Consider the following 18629-nt stretch of genomic DNA (forward strand, 5'->3'; position numbering starts at 1 on the left):
GCGTCCGCATGTTGGAACGCAGTATCCGGTTCCCGAGAACCGCTCCATCATGTAACCTGCACGAAATTTTGCACTCACTTCGCAGAGGGCCAGCGTCGTCCCTATGCACCACGCATATGTCACGACGACGACGGGAGAGCCGATGCGTACGCCGCGCCAGCCGTCCCAGCACACCACGAATGGCCAGAACTGGTCCTTCATGGATGCTCGCCCTGCCGCGCAGGGTATGTACGACCCCCGTAACGAGCACGACGCCTGTGGCGTCGGCTTCGTGGCCACCCTCACCGGCGAGGCGAGCCACGCGCTGGTCGAGCAGGCGCTCACAGTGCTGCGCAACCTGGAGCACCGCGGTGCGACCGGCGCCGAGCCCGACTCGGGCGACGGTGCGGGCATCCTGTCCCAGGTGCCGGACGCCTTCTTCCGTGAGGTGGCCGGATTCGACCTGCCCGCCGCCGGCGGCTACGCGGTCGGGATCGCCTTCCTGCCCCCGGACGGCACGGACGCGACCGTCTCACAGCTTGAGACGATCGTCGCCGAGGAGGGCCTCACGGTCCTCGGCTGGCGCGAGGTGCCGACCGCGCCCGAACTCCTCGGCGCCACGGCCCGCTCCACCATGCCCCGCTTCCGTCAGCTCTTCGTGAGCGACGGACGGAGCCAGGGCATCGACCTCGACCGCAAGGCCTTCGCGCTGCGCAAGCGCGCCGAACGCGAGGCCGGCGTCTACTTCCCGTCGCTGTCCGCGCGGACCATCGTCTACAAGGGCATGCTTACCACCGGTCAGCTGGAGCCCTTCTTCCCGGACCTGTCCGACCGGCGCTTCGCCTCCGCGATCTCCCTCGTGCACTCCCGGTTCTCCACGAACACGTTCCCGTCCTGGCCGCTCGCCCACCCGTACCGCTTCGTCGCGCACAACGGCGAGATCAACACGGTCAAGGGCAACCGCAACTGGATGGCGGCCCGCGAGTCCCAGCTCGTCTCCGACCTCTTCGGCGACCAGGACAAGCTGGACCGCGTCTTCCCGATCTGCACGCCGGACGCCTCCGACTCCGCGTCCTTCGACGAGGTGCTGGAACTGCTGCACCTGGGCGGGCGTTCGCTGCCGCACTCCGTGCTGATGATGATCCCGGAGGCGTGGGAGAACCACGACTCCATGGACCCGGCCCGCCGCGCCTTCTACCAGTTCCACTCCACGATGATGGAGCCCTGGGACGGCCCGGCCTGCGTCACCTTCACCGACGGCACCCAGGTCGGCGCGGTCCTCGACCGCAACGGCCTGCGCCCCGGCCGCTACTGGGTCACCGACGACGGCCTCGTCGTCCTCGGCTCCGAGGTCGGCGTCCTCGACATCGACCCCGCGAAGGTCGTCCGCAAGGGCCGCCTCCAGCCCGGCCGCATGTTCCTCGTGGACACCGCCGAGCACCGCATCATCGAGGACGACGAGATCAAGGCCGGCCTCGCCGCCGAGAAGCCGTACGGCGACTGGCTGGAAGCCGGTGAGATCGAGCTGTCCGACCTGCCCGAGCGTGAGCACATCGTGCACACCCACGCCTCGGTCACCCGCCGCCAGCAGACCTTCGGCTACACCGAGGAGGAGCTGCGCGTCATCCTCGCGCCGATGGCCAAGGCCGGTGCCGAGCCGATCGGCTCGATGGGCACGGACTCGCCGATCGCCGCGCTCTCCAGCCGTCCCCGGCTGCTCTTCGACTACTTCACCCAGCTGTTCGCGCAGGTCACCAACCCGCCGCTGGACGCGATCCGCGAAGAGCTGGTCACCAGCCTCCGCTCCTCGCTCGGCCCGGGAAGCAACCTCCTTGAGCCGACGGCCGCTTCGTGTCGTAGCGTCACCCTGCCCTTCCCGGTGATCGACAACGACGAGCTGGCCAAGCTCATCCACATCAACGCCGACGGCGACATGCCCGGCATGAAGGCCGCGACCCTCTCCGGTCTGTACCGGGTCTCCGGCGGCGGCGACGCCCTCGCGGCCCGCCTCACCGAGATCTGCGCCGAGGCCGACGCCGCGATCGAGAACGGCGCCCGCCTGATCGTCCTCTCGGACCGGCACTCCGACGCCGAGCACGCGCCGATCCCCTCGCTGCTGCTCACCGCCGCCGTCCACCACCACCTCATCCGCACCAAGCAGCGCACCCAGGTGGGCCTGCTGGTCGAGGCCGGTGACGTGCGCGAGGTCCACCACGTCGCCCTGCTCATCGGCTTCGGCGCCGCCGCCGTCAACCCGTACCTGGCGATGGAGTCCGTCGAGGACCTCGTCCGCGCGGGCACGTTCCTCACCGACATCGAGGCCGAGCAGGCCATCCGCAACCTGATCTACGCGCTCGGCAAGGGCGTCCTCAAGGTCATGTCGAAGATGGGCATCTCGACCGTCGCCTCCTACCGCGGCGCCCAGGTCTTCGAAGCGGTCGGCCTGGACGAGGGCTTCGTCACCAGCTACTTCAGCGGTACGGCCACCAAGATCGGCGGCGTCGGCATCGACGTCATCGCCAAGGAGGTCGCCGCCCGCCACGCGAAGGCGTACCCGGCGAGCGGCATCGCGCCCGCGCACCGCGCCCTCGACATAGGCGGCGAGTACCAGTGGCGCCGCGAGGGCGAGCCGCACCTGTTCGACCCGGAGACGGTCTTCCGCCTCCAGCACTCGACGCGGACCAACCGCTACGACATCTTCAAGAAGTACACGGACCGCGTGAACGAGCAGTCCGAGCGGCTGATGACCCTGCGCGGGCTCTTCGGCTTCAAGTCGGACCGGCCCTCGATCTCCATCGACGAGGTCGAGCCCGTCTCCGAGATCGTCAAGCGCTTCTCCACCGGCGCCATGTCGTACGGCTCCATCTCCCTGGAGGCGCACGAGACCCTCGCCATCGCCATGAACCAGCTGGGCGGCAAGTCCAACACCGGCGAGGGCGGCGAGGACCCGGACCGGCTCTACGACCCCGCGCGCCGCTCCGCCATCAAGCAGGTCGCCTCCGGCCGCTTCGGCGTCACCTCCGAGTACCTGGTCAACGCGGACGACATCCAGATCAAGATGGCCCAGGGCGCCAAGCCCGGCGAGGGCGGCCAGCTGCCCGGCCACAAGGTCTACCCGTGGGTCGCCAAGACGCGTCACTCGACGCCCGGCGTCGGCCTCATCTCGCCGCCGCCGCACCACGACATCTACTCCATCGAAGACCTCGCCCAGCTGATCCACGACCTGAAGAACGCGAACCCGCAGGCGCGGATCCACGTGAAGCTGGTCTCCGAGGTCGGCGTCGGCACGGTCGCCGCCGGTGTCTCCAAGGCGCACGCGGACGTCGTCCTCATCTCCGGCCACGACGGCGGCACGGGCGCCTCGCCCCTCACCTCGCTGAAGCACGCGGGCGGACCCTGGGAGCTGGGCCTCGCCGAGACCCAGCAGACCCTGCTGCTCAACGGACTGCGCGACCGGATCGTCGTCCAGACCGACGGCCAGCTCAAGACCGGCCGTGACGTGGTCATCGCCGCGCTGCTCGGCGCCGAGGAGTTCGGTTTCGCGACCGCGCCGCTCGTCGTCTCCGGCTGCGTCATGATGCGCGTCTGCCACCTGGACACCTGCCCGGTCGGCATCGCCACCCAGAACCCGGTGCTGCGCGACCGGTTCGCCGGCAAGGCCGAATACGTCGTGAACTTCTTCCAGTTCATCGCCGAGGAGGTCCGCGAGATCCTCGCCGAGCTGGGCTTCCGCACCATCGAGGAAGCCGTCGGCCAGGCCGGGACGCTGGACGTCGAGCGGGCCGTGGACCACTGGAAGGCGCAGGGCCTGGACCTCGCCCCCCTCTTCCACGTCCCCGAACTCCCGGACGGCGCAGCCCTCCACCAGGTCATCAAGCAGGACCACGGCCTGGAGAAGGCGCTCGACAACGAGCTGATCAAGCTCGCCGCCGACGCCCTCGCCGCGTCCAGCGCCACCGACGCCCAGCCGGTCCGCGCGCAGGTCGCGATCCGCAACATCAACCGCACGGTCGGCACCATGCTCGGCCACGAGGTGACGAAGAAGTTCGGTGGCGCGGGCCTGCCCGACGACACCGTCGACATCACCTTCACCGGCTCGGCCGGCCAGTCCTTCGGCGCCTTCCTCCCGCGCGGTGTCACGCTCCGCCTGGAGGGCGACGCCAACGACTATGTGGGCAAGGGCCTTTCGGGCGGTCGGGTCGTCGTCCGCCCCGACCGGGGCGCCGACCACCTCGCCGAGTACTCCACCATCGCGGGCAACACCATCGCCTATGGCGCGACCGGCGGCGAGCTGTTCCTGCGCGGGCGGACCGGCGAGCGGTTCTGTGTCCGCAACTCCGGTGCCACCGTGGTCTCCGAGGGCGTGGGCGACCACGGCTGCGAGTACATGACCGGCGGCCGGGCGGTCGTCCTGGGCGAGACCGGCCGCAACTTCGCGGCGGGCATGTCCGGCGGCATCGCCTACGTCATCGACCTGGACCCCGACCACGTGAACGCCGGGAACGCGGGCGCCGTCGAGGAGTTGGACGACACCGACAAGCAGTGGCTGCACGACGTGGTGCGCCGGCACGCCGAGGAGACCGGCTCCACGGTCGCCGAGAAGCTGCTCGCCGAGTGGCCCGCCTCCGTGGACCGCTTCAGCAAGATCATCCCCAGTGCCTACAAGGCAGTGCTCGCCGCCAAGGACGCCGCCGAGCGAGCGGGTCTCTCCGAGACCGAGATCACCGAGAAGATGATGGAGGCGGCGACCAATGGCTGACCCGAAGGGCTTTCTGAACCACGGGCGCGAGGTCGCCAAGTCCCGCCCCGTGGACGTCCGTCTCAAGGACTGGAACGAGGTCTACGTCCCCGGCTCCCTGCTGCCGATCATCGGCAAGCAGGCCGGCCGCTGCATGGACTGCGGCATCCCGTTCTGCCACAACGGCTGTCCGCTGGGGAACCTCATCCCCGAGTGGAACGACTACGCCTACCGGGGCGACTGGACGGCCGCCTCCGAGCGCCTCCACGCCACGAACAACTTCCCGGAGTTCACCGGGCGGTTGTGCCCGGCCCCCTGCGAGGCGGCCTGTGTGCTGGGCATCAACCAGCCGCCGGTCACCATCAAGAACGTCGAGGTCTCCATCATCGACAAGGCGTGGGAGACGGGCGACGTCGCCCCGCAGGCTCCCGAGCGCCTCTCCGGCAAGACCGTCGCGGTGATCGGCTCGGGCCCGGCGGGCCTCGCCGCCGCCCAGCAGCTCACCCGGGCGGGCCACACCGTCGCCGTCTACGAGCGCGCGGACCGCATCGGAGGCCTTCTCCGCTACGGCATCCCCGAGTTCAAGATGGAGAAGCGGCACATCAACCGCCGCATCGAGCAGATGCGCGCGGAGGGCACCCGCTTCCGCACCGGCATCGAGATCGGCGTCGACCTCAAGGCCACCGACCTGCGCAAGCGCTACGACGCGGTCGTCATCGCCGCCGGCTCCACCACCGCCCGCGATCTCCCGGTCCCCGGGCGGGAGTTGACCGGCGTCTACCAGGCGATGGAGTACCTGCCCCTGTCGAACAAGGTCCAGGAGGGCGACTACGTCACCGCTCCGGTCTCGGCCGAGGGCAAGCACGTCGTCGTCATCGGCGGCGGCGACACCGGCGCCGACTGCGTCGGCACGGCGCACCGCCAAGGGGCCGCCTCCGTCACGCAGTTGGAGATCATGCCCCGCCCGGGCGACGAGCGGAACGCGGTCGCGCAGCCCTGGCCGACCTTCCCGATGCTCTACAAGGTGACCTCCGCGCACGAGGAGGGCGGTGAGCGGGTCTACTCCGTCAACACCACCCACTTCGAGGGCGACGAGGACGGCAACGTCCAGTGGCTGCACCTCGTCGAGGTCGAGTTCGTCGACGGCAAGCTGACCCGGAAGCCGGGCACCGAGCGCAAGATCCCCGCCCAACTGGTCACCCTGGCCATGGGGTTCACCGGCACCGACCGCGAGAACGGCCTGGTCGACCAGTTCGCCCTGGGCCTCGACGAGCGCGGCAACATCGCCCGCGACGCCGACTTCCAGACCAACGTCCCCGGCGTCTTCGTCGCCGGTGACGCGGGCCGCGGCCAGTCCCTCATCGTGTGGGCCATCGCGGAGGGCCGCTCGGCCGCCCGCGGTGTCGACCGCTTCCTGACCGGTGCCAGTGAACTGCCCGCCCCCATTCGGCCGACGGACCGCGCGTTGATGGTCTGACGGTTCGGTAAGAAGCGTCCCGCACAAAGGCGTGCGGTACACGAGACGGCGCCTGCCCAGTCCCCGACCGGACACGGCAGGCGCCGCCGCATGTCCGGGCCCGGCTCCCGCTCGCCGCCCGGCCCCGGCTCCCGTTCCTCTACGGCACCCGGTACGTCTCCCCGTACACCTTCCACACCAGCGGCGTCCGCAGCTCCAGGTTCCCCTCGTCCAGGAACTTCCGCTGGGCCGTGTCGATGCGGGTGGTGTCGATCCCGGGGCGCTTGGCCCGCATCGTGGCCCGGCGGACATCGAGGAAGGCGCTCAGGTAGGCCGTCTCGGAACCTCCCTCGGCAGGCGTCCTCGCCCGCCGCATCGCCCGCTCCCGGATGCCGTAGAAGCCGTCCGTGCCCGGACCGTGGAAGACGATCGCGTCGTAGTAGACGAACTGGCCCAGCGGGCCCAGGCCGTCGCGTTTCGCCGTGTTGACGGCGGGGTCGAAGTAGATGCGGTCGCGCTCCGCGTCCTGCGCCGCCTGGAAGGCCGGGACCTTCGCCTCGGCGCGCCACGCGGCCGGGAAGCCGGGGTCCAGGCCCTCGTGCGAGTCCGTGCCGTCTACTTTGCGCAGGGCGGGGAGGTAGCGGGCGAGGCCGTTGCCGGGGTGGGCCGCGGTGTAGCGCTCGACCAGGACGAGCAGGTCGTGGGTGCCGGTGCAGAAGCCGATGATGCCCGCGGTGTAGCCCTGTCCGTCGCCGATGTCCTGCACGTAGCCGTACGCGCTGCGCCAGTCGAGGGTGGAGTTCTCGGCGCTGGCCACCAGCTCCTGGGCGAGGTTCTTCATGGCCGGCGCGGCCAGGCCCTCCGTCGCTCTGCGCTCTGCCGCGGCGGACGTGGACGGGTGCGCGGGGCGCGGGTCGTCGTGGGTGGAGGGCGAGATGCCGTAGGCCGTCGCGGCGAGGGCGACGGGTACGGCGGCGAGCATCAGGACGCCGACGCGTTTCATGGGGCCAGCGTAGGTCCGGTTACGTCCGCATTCCGCGGGTTGGGGGGACATTGAACCTGCCGGGTCCGCGTGGCGTAATCTCGACCTTTTCGATCTCCGTATTCCCGTCTCGGTCCGAAGGGGGCCCCTGTGGCCGCGATCTCGCTCAGCAAGGTCGAGGAGACCGCGCCCGCGCTGGTCAGCCTCTACAAGAGTGCCGGGGTCTCGCTCCGGAAACACGGTCTCGACGGGCAGCGGGCGGCCGTCTATCTCGTGGTCGACTACTCGGGTTCCATGAAGCCGTACTACAAGAACGGCAGCGTGCAGGCCCTGGCGGAGCGGGTGTTGGGCCTCTCGGCGCACCTCGACGACGACGGGAGCGTGCCGGTCGTCTTCTTCTCGACGGACGTCGACGCGGTCACGGACATCGCGCTCGACAGCCATCAGGGGCGGATCGAGCGGATCGTCTCCGGGCTCGGGCACATGGGCAAGACCAGCTACCACCTGGCCATGGACGCCGTGATCGACCACTACCTCGACAGCGGCGCCAAGGACCCCGCCCTCGTCGTCTTCCAGACCGACGGCGGCCCCATCAACAAGCCGGCCGCGGAACGGTATGTGTGCAAGGCGGCGAGGCTCCCGCTGTTCTGGCAGTTCGTCGGCTTCGGCGACCGGAACAGCAAGCAGTTCGATTTCCTGCGCAGACTCGACGAGTTGGCTGTCCCGCAGAAGCGGCCGATCGACAACACGGGCTTCTTCCACGCCGGTTCGGATCCGCTGCGGATGACCGACACGGAACTCTACGACCGGCTCGTGGGCGAGTTCCCGCAGTGGCTCGCGGCGGCGCGGCGGCAGGGGATCGTCCGGTGATCCGGGTGCTGCCCGCCTCGGCGCGAACCGCCGTGCCCTGGAAGAACGGTGGCGGGGTGACGCGCGAGATCGCCTGCTGGCCCGAGGGCGCGGGCATGAGCGACTTCGTGTGCCGGGTGAGCCTCGCCGAGGTCGCGGCCGACGGTCCGTTCTCGGCCTTTCCCGACGTCGACCGGACCCTCACGGTGGTGGAGGGCGCGGGCATGGATCTGACGGTGGACGGCGAACGGCGGCTGGTCGACACCCGTTTTGAGCCACGGGATTTCAGAGGCGACGTACCGACCGACTGCGTGCTCCTGGACGGCCCCGTCGTCAACCTCAACGTGATGTGGCGCAGAGGCGGCCCGACGGTCCCCACGGTGGCCGTCGTCCGGGGGCGGCTGCGGCTGGGCGCGGAGGTGCTGGTGGTGGCGCTGGACGGGACCGCCGAGGTGGCCGGAGTGACCCTCCGGCCTTATGACGCCGTCCAGTTGGGCGGCGAGGGCGCGGTGCTGCACGCGCACGGCCGGAGCGCGGTGATCGGAATCGGCGGGCCGGATCCCGCCGCTGACGCACCGTTGGCTTAGCCGGTCCACCGTGGCACGCTGTCGGTGAACCGACGGGGAGGGCGGCCCACCCATGGACGGCGCACGACCGGCGAACGGCCCGGTGCACGGATCGGTGAACGGAGCGGTGAACGGCGCCGGGGATGCCGCGCGGCCGGTCAACGGCTCGGCGGACGGCGGCGGTCGAAGCCCTGAGCCGGGCGGCCGGCGACCCGAACCGGGCAAAGGGGAGAAGCTCGCCGACTGGGCGGACGGACGGCTCGGGCTGTACGCGATCGCCAAGTCCAATATGCGCAAGGTCTTCCCGGACCACTGGTCCTTCATGCTGGGCGAGATCTGCCTCTACAGCTTCCTCGTCCTGATCCTCACCGGCATCTACCTCACCCTGTTCTTCGAGCCGAGCGGCGTCGAGGTCATCTACCACGGGTCGTACACGCCGTTGAACGGCATCCCTATGACCCGGGCCTACGAGTCGGCGCTCGACATCAGCTTCGACGTGCGCGGCGGGCTGCTGATCCGGCAGATCCACCACTGGGCGGCCGTGGTGTTCATCGCCGGGATGCTCACCCACATGATGCGGGTGTTCTTCACCGGCGCGTTCCGCAAGCCGCGCGAGGTCAACTGGGTGTTCGGCTGGACCCTGTTGTTCCTCGGCATCCTCACCGGACTGACCGGCTACTCGCTCCCCGACGACCTGCTGTCCGGCACCGGCATCCGCTTCGCGGACGGCGCGATGCTGTCCGTGCCGATCGTCGGCACGTACATGTCGATGTTCCTGTTCGGCGGAGAGTTCCCGGGGCACGACATCATCTCGCGACTCTTCCCGATCCATGTCCTGCTGCTGCCGGGGATCATGCTGGGCCTGGTGGTCGCGCATCTGATCCTGGTCTTCTACCACAAGCACACGCAGTACCCCGGCGCCGGACGCGACGAGAAGAGCGTGGTCGGCAGCCCCTTCCTGCCGGTGTACACCGCCAAGGCGGGCGGCATGTTCTTCCTCGTCTTCGGCGTCCTCGCGGTCATGGGCGGCATCGCCAGCATCAACCCCGTGTGGGCCTTCGGGCCGTACCGGCCGGACCTGGTGACCACCGGCGCGCAGCCCGACTGGTACCTCGGCTTCTCCGAGGGGCTGATCCGGGTGATGCCGGGATGGGAGATCAACGCCTGGGGCCACACACTGGAGTTGGGCGTCTTCATCCCCTTCACGCTGTTCCCGCTGATCCTCGCGGCCATCGGCGCCTATCCGTTCATCGAGGCCTGGATCACCGGCGACAAACGCGAACACCACATCCTGGACCGGCCGCGCAACATGCCCGTGCGCACCGGGCTCGGGGTGGCCTGGCTGAGTCTGTACGGGGTGCTGCTCATCGGCGGCGGCAACGACGTCGTGGCCACGCATCTGAACCTGTCGATCAACGCGATCACCTGGTTCGTGCGGGTCTCCGTCTTCGTCGTGCCCGTTGTCGCGTTCCTGGCCACCAAACGCGTCTGCCTCGGGCTCCAACGCCGGGACCGGGACAAGGTGTTGCACGGCCGCGAGTCCGGCCTGATCAAGATGCTGCCGCACGGCGAGTACGTCGAGGTGCACGAACCCCTCGCCCAGGACGAGCGGTTCCGGCTCACCCAGCACGAGCAGGAACCGCCGTACGCCATCGGCCCGCTCGTCGACTCGAACGGCGTCCAGCGGCAGGTCAAGGGCGGGCAGCGGGTACGGGCCCGGCTCGCGAAGGCGATGTTCGGACCCGAGGCGCGCATCCCGAAGCCGACGGTCGAGGAGTACAAGGAACTCACGAGCGGCGACCACCACCACTGAGCCCGTCGAGCACGGCGGCCCGGCACTCGCCCGGGCTGCCCCAACTCGCCCGCAGCGCGCGGGCCTTGGTCAGCCACAGCGACAGGTCGTACTCGGCGGTGTAGCCGATCGCCCCGTGCAGCTGAAGCGCCGTGCGGGCCGCCCGGTACGCCGCCTCGCACGCCGTGACCTTGGCGGCGGCCACATCGGTGGGGTCCATGGCGAGCGCGGCGCCGAAGAGCAGCGGACGCGCGAACTCCAGCGCGACCTTGGTGTCGGCCAGTCGGTGCTTGACCGCCTGGAACGAGCCCACCGGCACCCCGAACTGGGTCCGCTGCCGCACGTAGGACACGGTCCTGTCGAGCAGGGCGAGCCCCACCCCGAGGGCCTGGGCGGCGGTCGCGAGCCGCGCCCAGGTCAGGGCGTGCGCCACCGGCGGGTCCGGGCTGAGGAGTTCACCACCGGGCAGGAGCCGGGTGAGCCGGCGCGCCGGGTCCAGCGACGCGCGGACCGTCCCGTGCCCCGGCGCGCCGCGCAGCCCGTCGGCGTCCCAGGCCAGGCGGAGCGTCGCCACGTCACCGTCCAGCGCGTACGATCCCGCGGGCGACGCCGTGGCCATCGTCCCGCCGGCCGCGAGGCCGGGCAACAGCCGCTTGGCCGGGCCGGGTTCGGCCAGCAGCGCAGCCGCCATGACCGTCTCCACCAGCGGCCCCGGCACCGCGTGCCGCCCCAACTCCACGAACGCCACGGCGAGTTCGACCGGCCGGGGGCCGAGACCCTCGTACGCCTCGGGCACCGCCAGGGCGAACACCCCGGCCTCGGCGAGCCGGCGCCACAACGCCAGCCCGTCCGTGTGCTCGCCGCGGCTCCACGCCCGGACGGCCGACGGGGTGTCCGCCGCCGTCAGCATGGCGTTCAACGAGGCGGCGAACGCCCGCTGTTCGGGGTTCAGGAGGAAGCGCATCAGCGGCGGCCCTTCGGCAGGCCGAGCAGGCGCTCGGCGATGATGTCGCGCTGGATCTCGTTCGTACCGGCGTACAGGGGGCCCGCGAGGGAGAAGACGTATCCCTCGGCCCAGCCGGTGTCCGCCAACTCGCCTTCGTCGCCGAGCAGTTCGAGTGCCGTCTCGTGCAGGGCGATGTCGTACTCGGACCAGAAGACCTTGTTCAGGCTGGACTCCGGACCGACGGACCCGCCGTCGAGGAAACGGGAGGCGTTGGCGTAGGTGAAGAGCTGGTAGGCGCGGGCGCCGATCACGGCGTCGGCGACCCGGTCCCGCAGCTCGGGTGAACTCCCCTGCGCCCGCCAGAGGTTGAGGAGCCGGTCGGCGGAGGCGAGGAAGCGGCCGGGGGAGCGGAGGGTGAGGCCGCGTTCGTTGCCCGCCGTCGACATCGCGACCCGCCAGCCCTGGCCCGGCGCGCCGATCACGTCCTCGTCGGGGACGAAGACGTCGTCCAGGAAGAGTTCCGCGAAGGCGGGCTTGCCGTCGAGGCGGCCGATCGGGCGGACCGTGACACCGGGTGCGCGCAGGCCGAACATCAGGTAGGTCAGGCCCTGATGGGGTCTCGGGGTGTCCGGCTCGCTGCGGAACAGGCCGAACGCGCGGTCCGCGAAGGCCGCCCGCGACGACCACGTCTTCTGCCCGCTCAGCAGCCAGCCGCCGTCCGTGCGCACCGCGCGCGAGGTGAGCGAGGCCAGGTCGGACCCCGCCTCCGGCTCCGACCACGCCTGCGCCCACACCACCTCGCCGGTCGCCATCGCGGGCAGCACGCGCGCGCGTTGCTCGTGCGTGCCGTGGTCGAAGAGCGTCGGCGCGAGGAGGTTGATGCCGTTCTGGCTCACCCGGCCCGGGGCGCCCGCCGCGTAGTACTCCTCCTCGAAGACCAGCCACCGCACGATGTCCGCGCCCCGGCCGCCGTACTCCTCGGGCCAGGACACCACCGACCAGCGGTCCGCGGCGAGCCGGGCCTCCCAGACCCGGTGCGCGGCGAAGCCCTCCTCCGTCTCCAGCGAGGGGAGAGGGGCGGCCGGCACGTGGGCGCGCAGCCAGGCGCGGGCCTCGGCGCGGAACGCCTCCTCGGCGGACGTGAAGTCGAGGTCCATGCGGTCGTCCCTCCTCAACAGTCCTTCCCTAACAAGTGTTTGGTAGGTTAGCGTGGGGCCATGACAGGCGTCGAGAGTCCGGCACACGTCCCCGCGCACGGGCTGCTGAAGGGGCGCACCGCCGTCGTCACCGCCGCGGCCGGCGCGGGCATCGGCGGCGCCACCGCACGCCGCTTCCTGGAGGAGGGCGCGCGCGTGCTGATCAGCGACGCGCACACGCGCCGGCTCAAGGAGTACGAGGCCGAGCTGGCCCGGGAGTTCGGGCCGGAGGCGGTCGCCGCGCTGCCGTGCGACGTCACCGACGAGACCCAGGTGCAGGCCCTGTTCGACACGGCCGTCGCGGCCCACGGACGGCTGGACGTCGTCGTCAACAACGCGGGCCTGGGCGGCACTTCGGACCTCGTCGAGATGACCGACACCCAGTGGTCGAAAGTCCTGGACGTCACCTTGAACGGCACCTTCCGCTGCACCCGGGCCGCCCTGCGCGCGATGCGTGCCGCGGGCGCCGGGGTGATCGTCAACAACGCCTCCGTCGTCGGCTGGCGCGCCCAGGCCGGGCAGGCGCACTACGCGGCGGCCAAGGCGGGCGTGATGGCGCTGACCCGGTGCGCGGCGATCGAGGCCGCCGCCTACGGGGTGCGCGTCAACGCGGTCTCGCCGAGCCTCGCCATGCACCCGCACCTGGTGAAGGTGACCACGCCCGACCTGCTCGCGGAGCTCACCGCCCGCGAGGCCTTCGGGCGGTACGCGGAGCCCTGGGAGGTGGCCAACGTGATCGTGTTCCTGGCCTCGGACTACTCCTCGTACATGACCGGCGAGGTCGTGTCCGTGAGCAGCCAGCATGCATAGCGGCGCGAGGGCGCGAGCGGGCGGCCGGTGCCGGGGCACGACAATGGTGCCGTGCCGACCAAGAAGAAACCCCCGGTGACCGCCGCTCCGGCCCGCCGCCGCGAACTCCTCGACACGGCGGCCGAGGTCTTCGCCGAGCAGGGGTACAACGCCACCACCGTCCGGAAGATCGCCGACCACGCGGGGATGCTCGCGGGCAGCCTCTACTACCACTTCGACTCCAAGGAATCGATGCTGGAGGAGATCCTGCGGACCTTCCTCGACGAGCTGTGGGGCGGCTACGACACCGTCCTGGACGCCGAGTTGGGCCCGCGCCAGACGCTGGAGGCGCTGGTCACCGAGTCGTTCCGGGAGATCGACCGGCACCGCGCCGCCGTCGCGATCTACCAGAAGGAGAGCAAGCAGCTGGTCGCGCAGGAGCGGTTCGCGTTCCTCGCCGAGTCGCAGCGCAAGTTCGAGAAGGCGTGGCTGTCCACGCTGGAGCGCGGGGTCGCCGCCCGGGTCTTCCGCGCCGACCTCGACGTCCGGCTCACCTACCGGTTCGTCCGGGACACGGTGTGGGTCGCCGCCTCCTGGTACCGGCCGGGCGGACAGCACAGCGCCGAGGAGATCGCCCGGCAGTACCTGTCGATGGTGCTGGACGGGATCGCCGTACGCACGTAACTCACGCGTTTGTATGGGGAGTTGACATGGCCGAGGCTTATATCGTCGAAGCGGTCCGTACGCCCGTCGGGCGGTGCGGAGGAGGGCTGGGCGCGGTGCATCCGGCCGACCTCGGGGCGCATGTCCTCAAGGAACTGGTCGCACGCTCGGGGATCGACCCCGCCGCCGTCGAGGACGTCGTCCTCGGCTGCCTGGACGCGGTCGGACCGCAGGCCGGAGACATCGCGCGGACCGCCTGGCTGGCGGCCGGGCTGCCCGAGGAGGTGCCGGGCGTGACGGTGGACCGGCAGTGCGGCTCCTCCCAGCAGGCCGTGCACTTCGCCGCACAGGGCGTCCTGTCCGGCACCCAGGACCTGGTGGTCGCGGGCGGGGTCCAGAACATGTCCCTGGTCCCCATCGCCTTCGCCTCCCGCCAGGCCGCCGTACCCCTCGGCCTCACCGACGGCCCCTTCCTCGGCAGCGAGGGCTGGCGCGCGCGGTACGGGACACAGCCGGTCAACCAGTTCGCCGGCGCCGAGATGATCGCCGCCAAGTGGGGGATCAGCCGCCAGGACCAGGAGGAGTTCGCGCTCCGCTCGCACCGGCGGGCCCTGCGCGCCATCGACGAGGGCCGCTTCGAACGCGAGACGGTGCCCTACGGCCCGGTCGCCGTCGACGAGGGCCCGCGCCGGGACACCTCACTGGAGAAGATGGCGGGCCTGAAACCGGTCGTCGACGGCGGCACCATCACCGCCGCGTGCTCCTCCCAGGTCTCCGACGGCGCGGCGGCGATGCTGCTCGCCTCCGAACGGGCCGTCCGCGAACACGGGTTGACGCCCCGCGCCCGCGTCCACCACCTCTCCGTCCGCGGCGAGGACCCCATCCGCATGCTCTCCGCGCCGATCCCGGCCACCGCCCACGCCCTGAAGAAGACCGGCCTGACCATCGACGCCATCGACCTCGTCGAGATCAATGAGGCCTTCGCGCCCGTCGTCCTCGCCTGGCTGAAGGAGACCGGCGCCGACCCGGACAAGGTCAACGTCAACGGCGGCGCGATCGCCCTGGGACACCCTCTCGGCGCGACCGGCGTCCGGCTGATGACCACCCTCCTCCACGAACTCGAGCGCACCGAAGGCCGCTTCGGCCTCCAGACCATGTGCGAGGGCGGCGGCCAGGCCAATGTGACGATCATCGAACGGCTCTGAGCCGCGGGGCACGCCGCGGGCCCGGGTGATCAGGAGTCGGCCCGGACCAGCGTCCACAGCGCCTCCTCGGCCTCCTTCATCACCCGCCGCACCAGCTCCGCGCACGACGGCAGATCCTCGATCACCCCCGCGACCTGGCCGGACGCCATCACCCCGAGGTCCGTCCGGCCGTCCACCATCGACGCCTTCAGCAGCATCGGCGTGTTCGCGGCCAGCAGTACCTGGCTCCAGGTCAGCTCCTTCCCGTGCTTCATCGCGAGGCCGTCGCGGATCATCCGCCGCCAGCTCAGCCCCGACAGGCGGCGGAAGCCCGCTGCCCGGTGCACCGACCGGAGCAGGGTCCTCGTGCGACCGGAGTTCTCCAGGGCGTCGACCAGTTCCGTGCGGAGCATCCGGTGCGGGAGGCCGTCGACCGCTCTGGTGACCGTGACGTCCTTGACCGTCGCCGCCAGGTACGCCGCCTTCACCGCGTCGGGGACCGTGGAGTCCGAGGTGAGGAGGAAGCGCGTGCCCATGGCGACGCCCGCCGCGCCGTAGGCCAGCGCCGCGACCAGCCCCCGGCCGTCGAAGAAGCCGCCCGCCGCCACGACCGGGATGTCCACCGCGTCCACGACCTGCGGCAGCAGCACCGTCGTCGCCACCTCTCCGGTGTGCCCGCCGCCCTCCCCGCCCTGCACGATCACCGCGTCCGCGCCCCACGCCGCGACCTTCTCCGCGTGCCGCCGGGCCCCGATGGACGGGATCACCACGACGCCCGCCTCCTTCAGCTCCGCGATCAGCTCGGCCGAGGGCGCCAGGGCGAAGGACGCGACCCGGACGCCCTCCTCGACGATGATCCGGACCCGGTCACCGGCGTCGCCCGCGTCCGCGCGGAGGTTCACCCCGAACGGCTCCCGCGTCCGCGACCTGACCTCGCGGATCGCCTCCCGCAGCCGGTCGGTCGTCATGGTCGCGGAGGCGAGGATGCCCAGCGCGCCCGCGTTCGCCGTCGCCGACACCAGACGCGGTCCCGCCACCCAGCCCATGCCGGTCTGCACGATCGGATGCCGGACCCCGACCAGCCGGGTCAGCGCGGTCTCCATCACGAACTCACCTCCCTGGCACGGCTGTCGGCCGGGTCGATCACCTCACGGATCAGCCGCAGCTCCTCCGGGGTCGGCTCGCGCGTCGACGGCACGTCCTCCGGCACGGTCAGCTCGAAGCCCGTCGCCTCCCGCACCTGCTCCACCGTGACGCCCGGATGCAGCGAGGCCAGCCGCATCGAGCGGTCGGGGGTCGCGAAGTCGAACACCCCGAGGTCGGACACCACCCGGGGGATGCGGTGGAAGCGGGCCGTCCCCGGGGGCTCGGCGACCCGGTCGTAGCCCACCCCGCACACCAGGTCGACCCGCTCCACGAACACCCGGGGAGAGTGCCGGGGTATCCAGTAACTCGTCGGATTGTTCAGCGTGTTGACCGGCGCTCCGCGCACCCCGAGCAACTGCCGCCTGGGCCGCGCCCAGTCGCCGATGCACGAGATGTTCTGGTTGCCGAACCGGTCGATCTGGCTCGCGCCCATCATCACGTGCCGCCGTCCGCCCGCCACCAGCGCCAGATGCTGCCGGTACGGCAGCCAGCCCTCCGGTGCCCCGTCCGGACGGACGATCGTCGCCTCGCCGTCGGTCAGCAGCAGGTCGGGCGCGAAGGTCAGCCGGGCCAGCCGCGCGCCCACGGACGGGATGAACCCCATCGGGCTGGCCAGGATCTCCCCGGCGTCACGCCACGCCTCGGCGCAGGCGATCACGCAGTACTCGGAACGCCGTACGTCCGTCCCCGGTTCGCCCGTCACCCCTGCTCCTCCTGCCAGTCGCGCACCGCCGACGCGTAGGCCTGTTCGTCACCGGCCAGGTAGCGCCCGGCGAACTCCGCCCACGGGGTGCTCGCGTACAGCCGCTGGAAGGCCTCGTCCCTGCCGTAGTCCGGAGCGCACGACGTGAAGTGGGCGCCGCCGGGGGCCTCGACGACCCCGGTCACGCTCAGCCGCTTCACGAGCAGGGACTGCGGCGCGGCCTCCTTCGTCAACTCGGCGGTGTCCACGATCCGTTCGCACGAGAGGTAGGCGGAGTCCGCCGCCTCGCAGAACAGGTCGTCGAAGTACGGGTCAGGGCCCAGGTACTGTCCGTTGCCCAGCCGGTCGGCGCGGCTGAGGTGCACCAGGGCCGCGTCCATCCGCAGGGCCGGCATCGCGACGAACGTCTCCCCGTCCTCGTACGGCGACGTCACCGTCCGCAGACCGGGGTTGACCCGCATCACGTCCGAACCGATCCCCGCCCGCACCGGCAGGAACGGCAGTCGGTTCGCGGCGGCGCGCAGGCCCCACATGAACATCGCCTCGTCGACCTCCGTCAGCTCGAAGGCCCCGCGCTCGCGGGCCGCGCGGTAGTGCGGTTCGAGCGGGACCGAGTCGAGGGTGACGAACGCGGCGACGAGTCTGCGGATGCGGCCGGCCGCCGCGAGCATGCCGACGTCCGGGCCGCCGTAGGAGACGACCGTGAGGTCGGTGATGTCGGAGCGGAGCAACGCCCGCACCAGGGCCATGGGTTTGCGGCGCGCGCCCCAGCCGCCGATGCCGAGGGTCATGCCGCTGTGCAGCCGGGAGACGACCTCGTCGGCCGTCATCGTCTTGTCGCTCATCTACGCCCCCTTCCGTCCCGATGCGCCGAAGGTGTCGCGGACCCGGTCGGCCACCCCGCTGACGTCGGCCTCGAAGGTGAAGCCCTGTTCGAAGCGGTAGCTGCGGCGGACGTCGACGGGGTCGATGCCGTTGATCGCGGACTTGGCCAGGCGGATCAGCTCGCCGTCCTTGGCGGCTATCTCCGCCGCCAGCTCCAGTGCGGAGGGCAGGAGTTCGGCGCGCGGGACGACCCGCCACACCGAGCCGTGCGCGTGCAGCTCGGCGGCCGTCGCCGTGCGCGAGGTGTAGTACAGGGCGCGCATCAGATGCTGGGGGACCAGCCGGGCCAGGTGGGTGGCCGCGCCCAGCGCGCCCCGGTCCAGCTCGGGCAGGCCGAAGGTGGCGTCCTCGCTCGCCACGATCACGTCCGCGTTCCCCACCAGTCCGATGCCTCCGCCCAGGCAGAAGCCCTGCACGGCCGCCACCACGGGGACCTCGCACTCGTACACCGCCGCGAACGCCTCGAAGCAGCCGCGGTTCACCCCGACCAGGGCCGAACGGCCTTGCGCCTGTATCTCCTTGATGTCCACCCCCGCGTTGAACCCGCGGCCCTCCGCCGCCAGCACCACACAGCGGACGCCGGGATCGCGGCCGGCCGCGCGGACGGCGTCGGCCAGGGCGAACCAGCCGTCCACCGGTAGGGCGTTCACCGGCGGGTAGTCGACCGTGACGACCGCGATGCCGCTTTTTCCCGGGCCCTTTTTCGACGACTTCGAGAAGGAGGTGGAGACACCCATGGACGCATCAGCTACCTT

The 18629-nt window shown here is 71.2% G+C and carries 15 protein-coding genes; 8 read left to right on the top strand and 7 right to left on the bottom strand.

The annotated features are described in order from the left end of the window. The first annotated feature begins 142 nt into the window (after window positions 1–142). Together gltB and ACIPTO_RS24965 are read left to right on the top strand one after the other, a co-directional pair. Window positions 143–4738, top strand: a complete 4596-nt coding sequence (gene gltB / locus ACIPTO_RS24960) for a glutamate synthase large subunit (protein ID WP_401195691.1) — start codon at window positions 143–145, stop codon at window positions 4736–4738. After that, the gene (locus ACIPTO_RS24965; protein ID WP_366319733.1) at window positions 4731–6194 is read left to right on the top strand and encodes a glutamate synthase subunit beta; all 1464 of its coding nucleotides are present in this window, start codon (window positions 4731–4733) and stop codon (window positions 6192–6194) included. The genes gltB and ACIPTO_RS24965 overlap by 8 nt, the downstream gene beginning before the upstream one ends. A gap of 139 nt (window positions 6195–6333) precedes the next feature. Here the strand turns inward: ACIPTO_RS24965 and ACIPTO_RS24970 are convergent, their stop codons facing one another. Next, a complete protein-coding gene (locus ACIPTO_RS24970; RefSeq protein WP_366319731.1) occupies window positions 6334–7176 on the bottom strand; it encodes a chitosanase in 843 nt (280 codons plus the stop codon). A gap of 129 nt (window positions 7177–7305) precedes the next feature. On the opposite strand from ACIPTO_RS24970, the gene ACIPTO_RS24975 reads away from it, so the two are divergent. Genes ACIPTO_RS24975 through ACIPTO_RS24985 form a run of 3 tightly spaced genes read left to right on the top strand, consistent with a single transcriptional unit; the run spans window position 7306 to window position 10383 of the window. Beyond that, window positions 7306–8025, top strand: coding sequence for a VWA domain-containing protein (locus ACIPTO_RS24975; protein ID WP_366319729.1), 720 nt, complete (start codon window positions 7306–7308; stop codon window positions 8023–8025). Continuing rightward, window positions 8022–8591, top strand: a complete 570-nt coding sequence (locus tag ACIPTO_RS24980; RefSeq protein ID WP_366319727.1) for a HutD family protein — start codon at window positions 8022–8024, stop codon at window positions 8589–8591. Before ACIPTO_RS24975 ends, ACIPTO_RS24980 begins: the two co-directional genes overlap by 4 nt. Window positions 8592–8643: 52 nt before the next feature. Further along, window positions 8644–10383, top strand: a complete 1740-nt coding sequence (locus ACIPTO_RS24985; protein ID WP_401195696.1) for a cytochrome bc complex cytochrome b subunit — start codon at window positions 8644–8646, stop codon at window positions 10381–10383. On the opposite strand, the gene ACIPTO_RS24990 is transcribed toward ACIPTO_RS24985, so the two are convergent. Next, window positions 10358–11326, bottom strand: a complete 969-nt coding sequence (locus ACIPTO_RS24990; protein WP_401195699.1) for an acyl-CoA dehydrogenase family protein — start codon at window positions 11324–11326, stop codon at window positions 10358–10360. The genes ACIPTO_RS24985 and ACIPTO_RS24990 overlap by 26 nt on opposite strands. Beyond that, window positions 11326–12465, bottom strand: a complete 1140-nt coding sequence (locus tag ACIPTO_RS24995) for an acyl-CoA dehydrogenase family protein (RefSeq protein WP_401195701.1) — start codon at window positions 12463–12465, stop codon at window positions 11326–11328. Before ACIPTO_RS24995 ends, ACIPTO_RS24990 begins: the two co-directional genes overlap by 1 nt. Window positions 12466–12525: 60 nt before the next feature. Between ACIPTO_RS24995 and ACIPTO_RS25000 the strand changes: the two genes are divergently transcribed. Genes ACIPTO_RS25000 through ACIPTO_RS25010 form a run of 3 tightly spaced genes read left to right on the top strand, consistent with a single transcriptional unit; the run spans window position 12526 to window position 15161 of the window. Then, complete coding sequence (locus ACIPTO_RS25000; protein WP_401195704.1) at window positions 12526–13314, top strand: SDR family oxidoreductase; 789 nt, start codon at window positions 12526–12528, stop codon at window positions 13312–13314. Between the two features lie 51 nt (window positions 13315–13365). After that, window positions 13366–13977 (top strand): TetR/AcrR family transcriptional regulator, encoded by a 612-nt coding sequence (locus ACIPTO_RS25005; protein WP_328832047.1) that lies wholly within the window; start codon window positions 13366–13368, stop codon window positions 13975–13977. A gap of 26 nt (window positions 13978–14003) precedes the next feature. Then, complete coding sequence (locus tag ACIPTO_RS25010; RefSeq protein WP_401195706.1) at window positions 14004–15161, top strand: acetyl-CoA C-acetyltransferase; 1158 nt, start codon at window positions 14004–14006, stop codon at window positions 15159–15161. A gap of 29 nt (window positions 15162–15190) precedes the next feature. Here ACIPTO_RS25010 and ACIPTO_RS25015 read toward each other — a convergent pair whose 3' ends face one another. From ACIPTO_RS25015 to ACIPTO_RS25030, 4 genes are read right to left on the bottom strand one after another with little or no spacing between them, the layout of a single operon-like run. Next, a complete protein-coding gene (locus ACIPTO_RS25015) occupies window positions 15191–16243 on the bottom strand; it encodes an NAD(P)H-dependent flavin oxidoreductase (protein ID WP_401195708.1) in 1053 nt (350 codons plus the stop codon). Then, window positions 16243–16989 (bottom strand): CoA-transferase subunit beta, encoded by a 747-nt coding sequence (locus ACIPTO_RS25020; RefSeq protein ID WP_401195710.1) that lies wholly within the window; start codon window positions 16987–16989, stop codon window positions 16243–16245. Before ACIPTO_RS25020 ends, ACIPTO_RS25015 begins: the two co-directional genes overlap by 1 nt. Continuing rightward, a complete protein-coding gene (locus tag ACIPTO_RS25025; protein ID WP_401195712.1) occupies window positions 16986–17834 on the bottom strand; it encodes a CoA transferase subunit A in 849 nt (282 codons plus the stop codon). Before ACIPTO_RS25025 ends, ACIPTO_RS25020 begins: the two co-directional genes overlap by 4 nt. Then, complete coding sequence (locus ACIPTO_RS25030) at window positions 17835–18611, bottom strand: enoyl-CoA hydratase family protein (protein ID WP_401195715.1); 777 nt, start codon at window positions 18609–18611, stop codon at window positions 17835–17837. Window positions 18612–18629: the final 18 nt, after the last annotated feature.

The sequence above is a fragment of the Streptomyces sp. NPDC090083 genome (assembly GCF_044747445.1).
Lineage (GTDB): Bacteria > Actinomycetota > Actinomycetes > Streptomycetales > Streptomycetaceae > Streptomyces.

What these genes read in the sequence shown, in the direction of transcription:
- ACIPTO_RS24965 (WP_366319733.1), top strand. Translation starts at nt 4,731, where the DNA reads ATGGCTGACCCGAAGGGCTTTCTGAACCACGGGCGCGAGGTCGCCAAG.
- ACIPTO_RS24990 (WP_401195699.1), bottom strand. Translation starts at nt 11,326, where the DNA reads ATGCGCTTCCTCCTGAACCCCGAACAGCGGGCGTTCGCCGCCTCGTTG.
- ACIPTO_RS24995 (WP_401195701.1), bottom strand. Translation starts at nt 12,465, where the DNA reads ATGGACCTCGACTTCACGTCCGCCGAGGAGGCGTTCCGCGCCGAGGCC.
- ACIPTO_RS24970 (WP_366319731.1), bottom strand. Translation starts at nt 7,176, where the DNA reads ATGAAACGCGTCGGCGTCCTGATGCTCGCCGCCGTACCCGTCGCCCTC.
- ACIPTO_RS25010 (WP_401195706.1), top strand. Translation starts at nt 14,004, where the DNA reads ATGGCCGAGGCTTATATCGTCGAAGCGGTCCGTACGCCCGTCGGGCGG.
- ACIPTO_RS25030 (WP_401195715.1), bottom strand. Translation starts at nt 18,611, where the DNA reads ATGGGTGTCTCCACCTCCTTCTCGAAGTCGTCGAAAAAGGGCCCGGGA.
- ACIPTO_RS25015 (WP_401195708.1), bottom strand. Translation starts at nt 16,243, where the DNA reads ATGGAGACCGCGCTGACCCGGCTGGTCGGGGTCCGGCATCCGATCGTG.
- ACIPTO_RS25000 (WP_401195704.1), top strand. Translation starts at nt 12,526, where the DNA reads ATGACAGGCGTCGAGAGTCCGGCACACGTCCCCGCGCACGGGCTGCTG.
- ACIPTO_RS24985 (WP_401195696.1), top strand. Translation starts at nt 8,644, where the DNA reads ATGGACGGCGCACGACCGGCGAACGGCCCGGTGCACGGATCGGTGAAC.
- ACIPTO_RS25025 (WP_401195712.1), bottom strand. Translation starts at nt 17,834, where the DNA reads ATGAGCGACAAGACGATGACGGCCGACGAGGTCGTCTCCCGGCTGCAC.
- gltB (WP_401195691.1), top strand. Translation starts at nt 143, where the DNA reads ATGCGTACGCCGCGCCAGCCGTCCCAGCACACCACGAATGGCCAGAAC.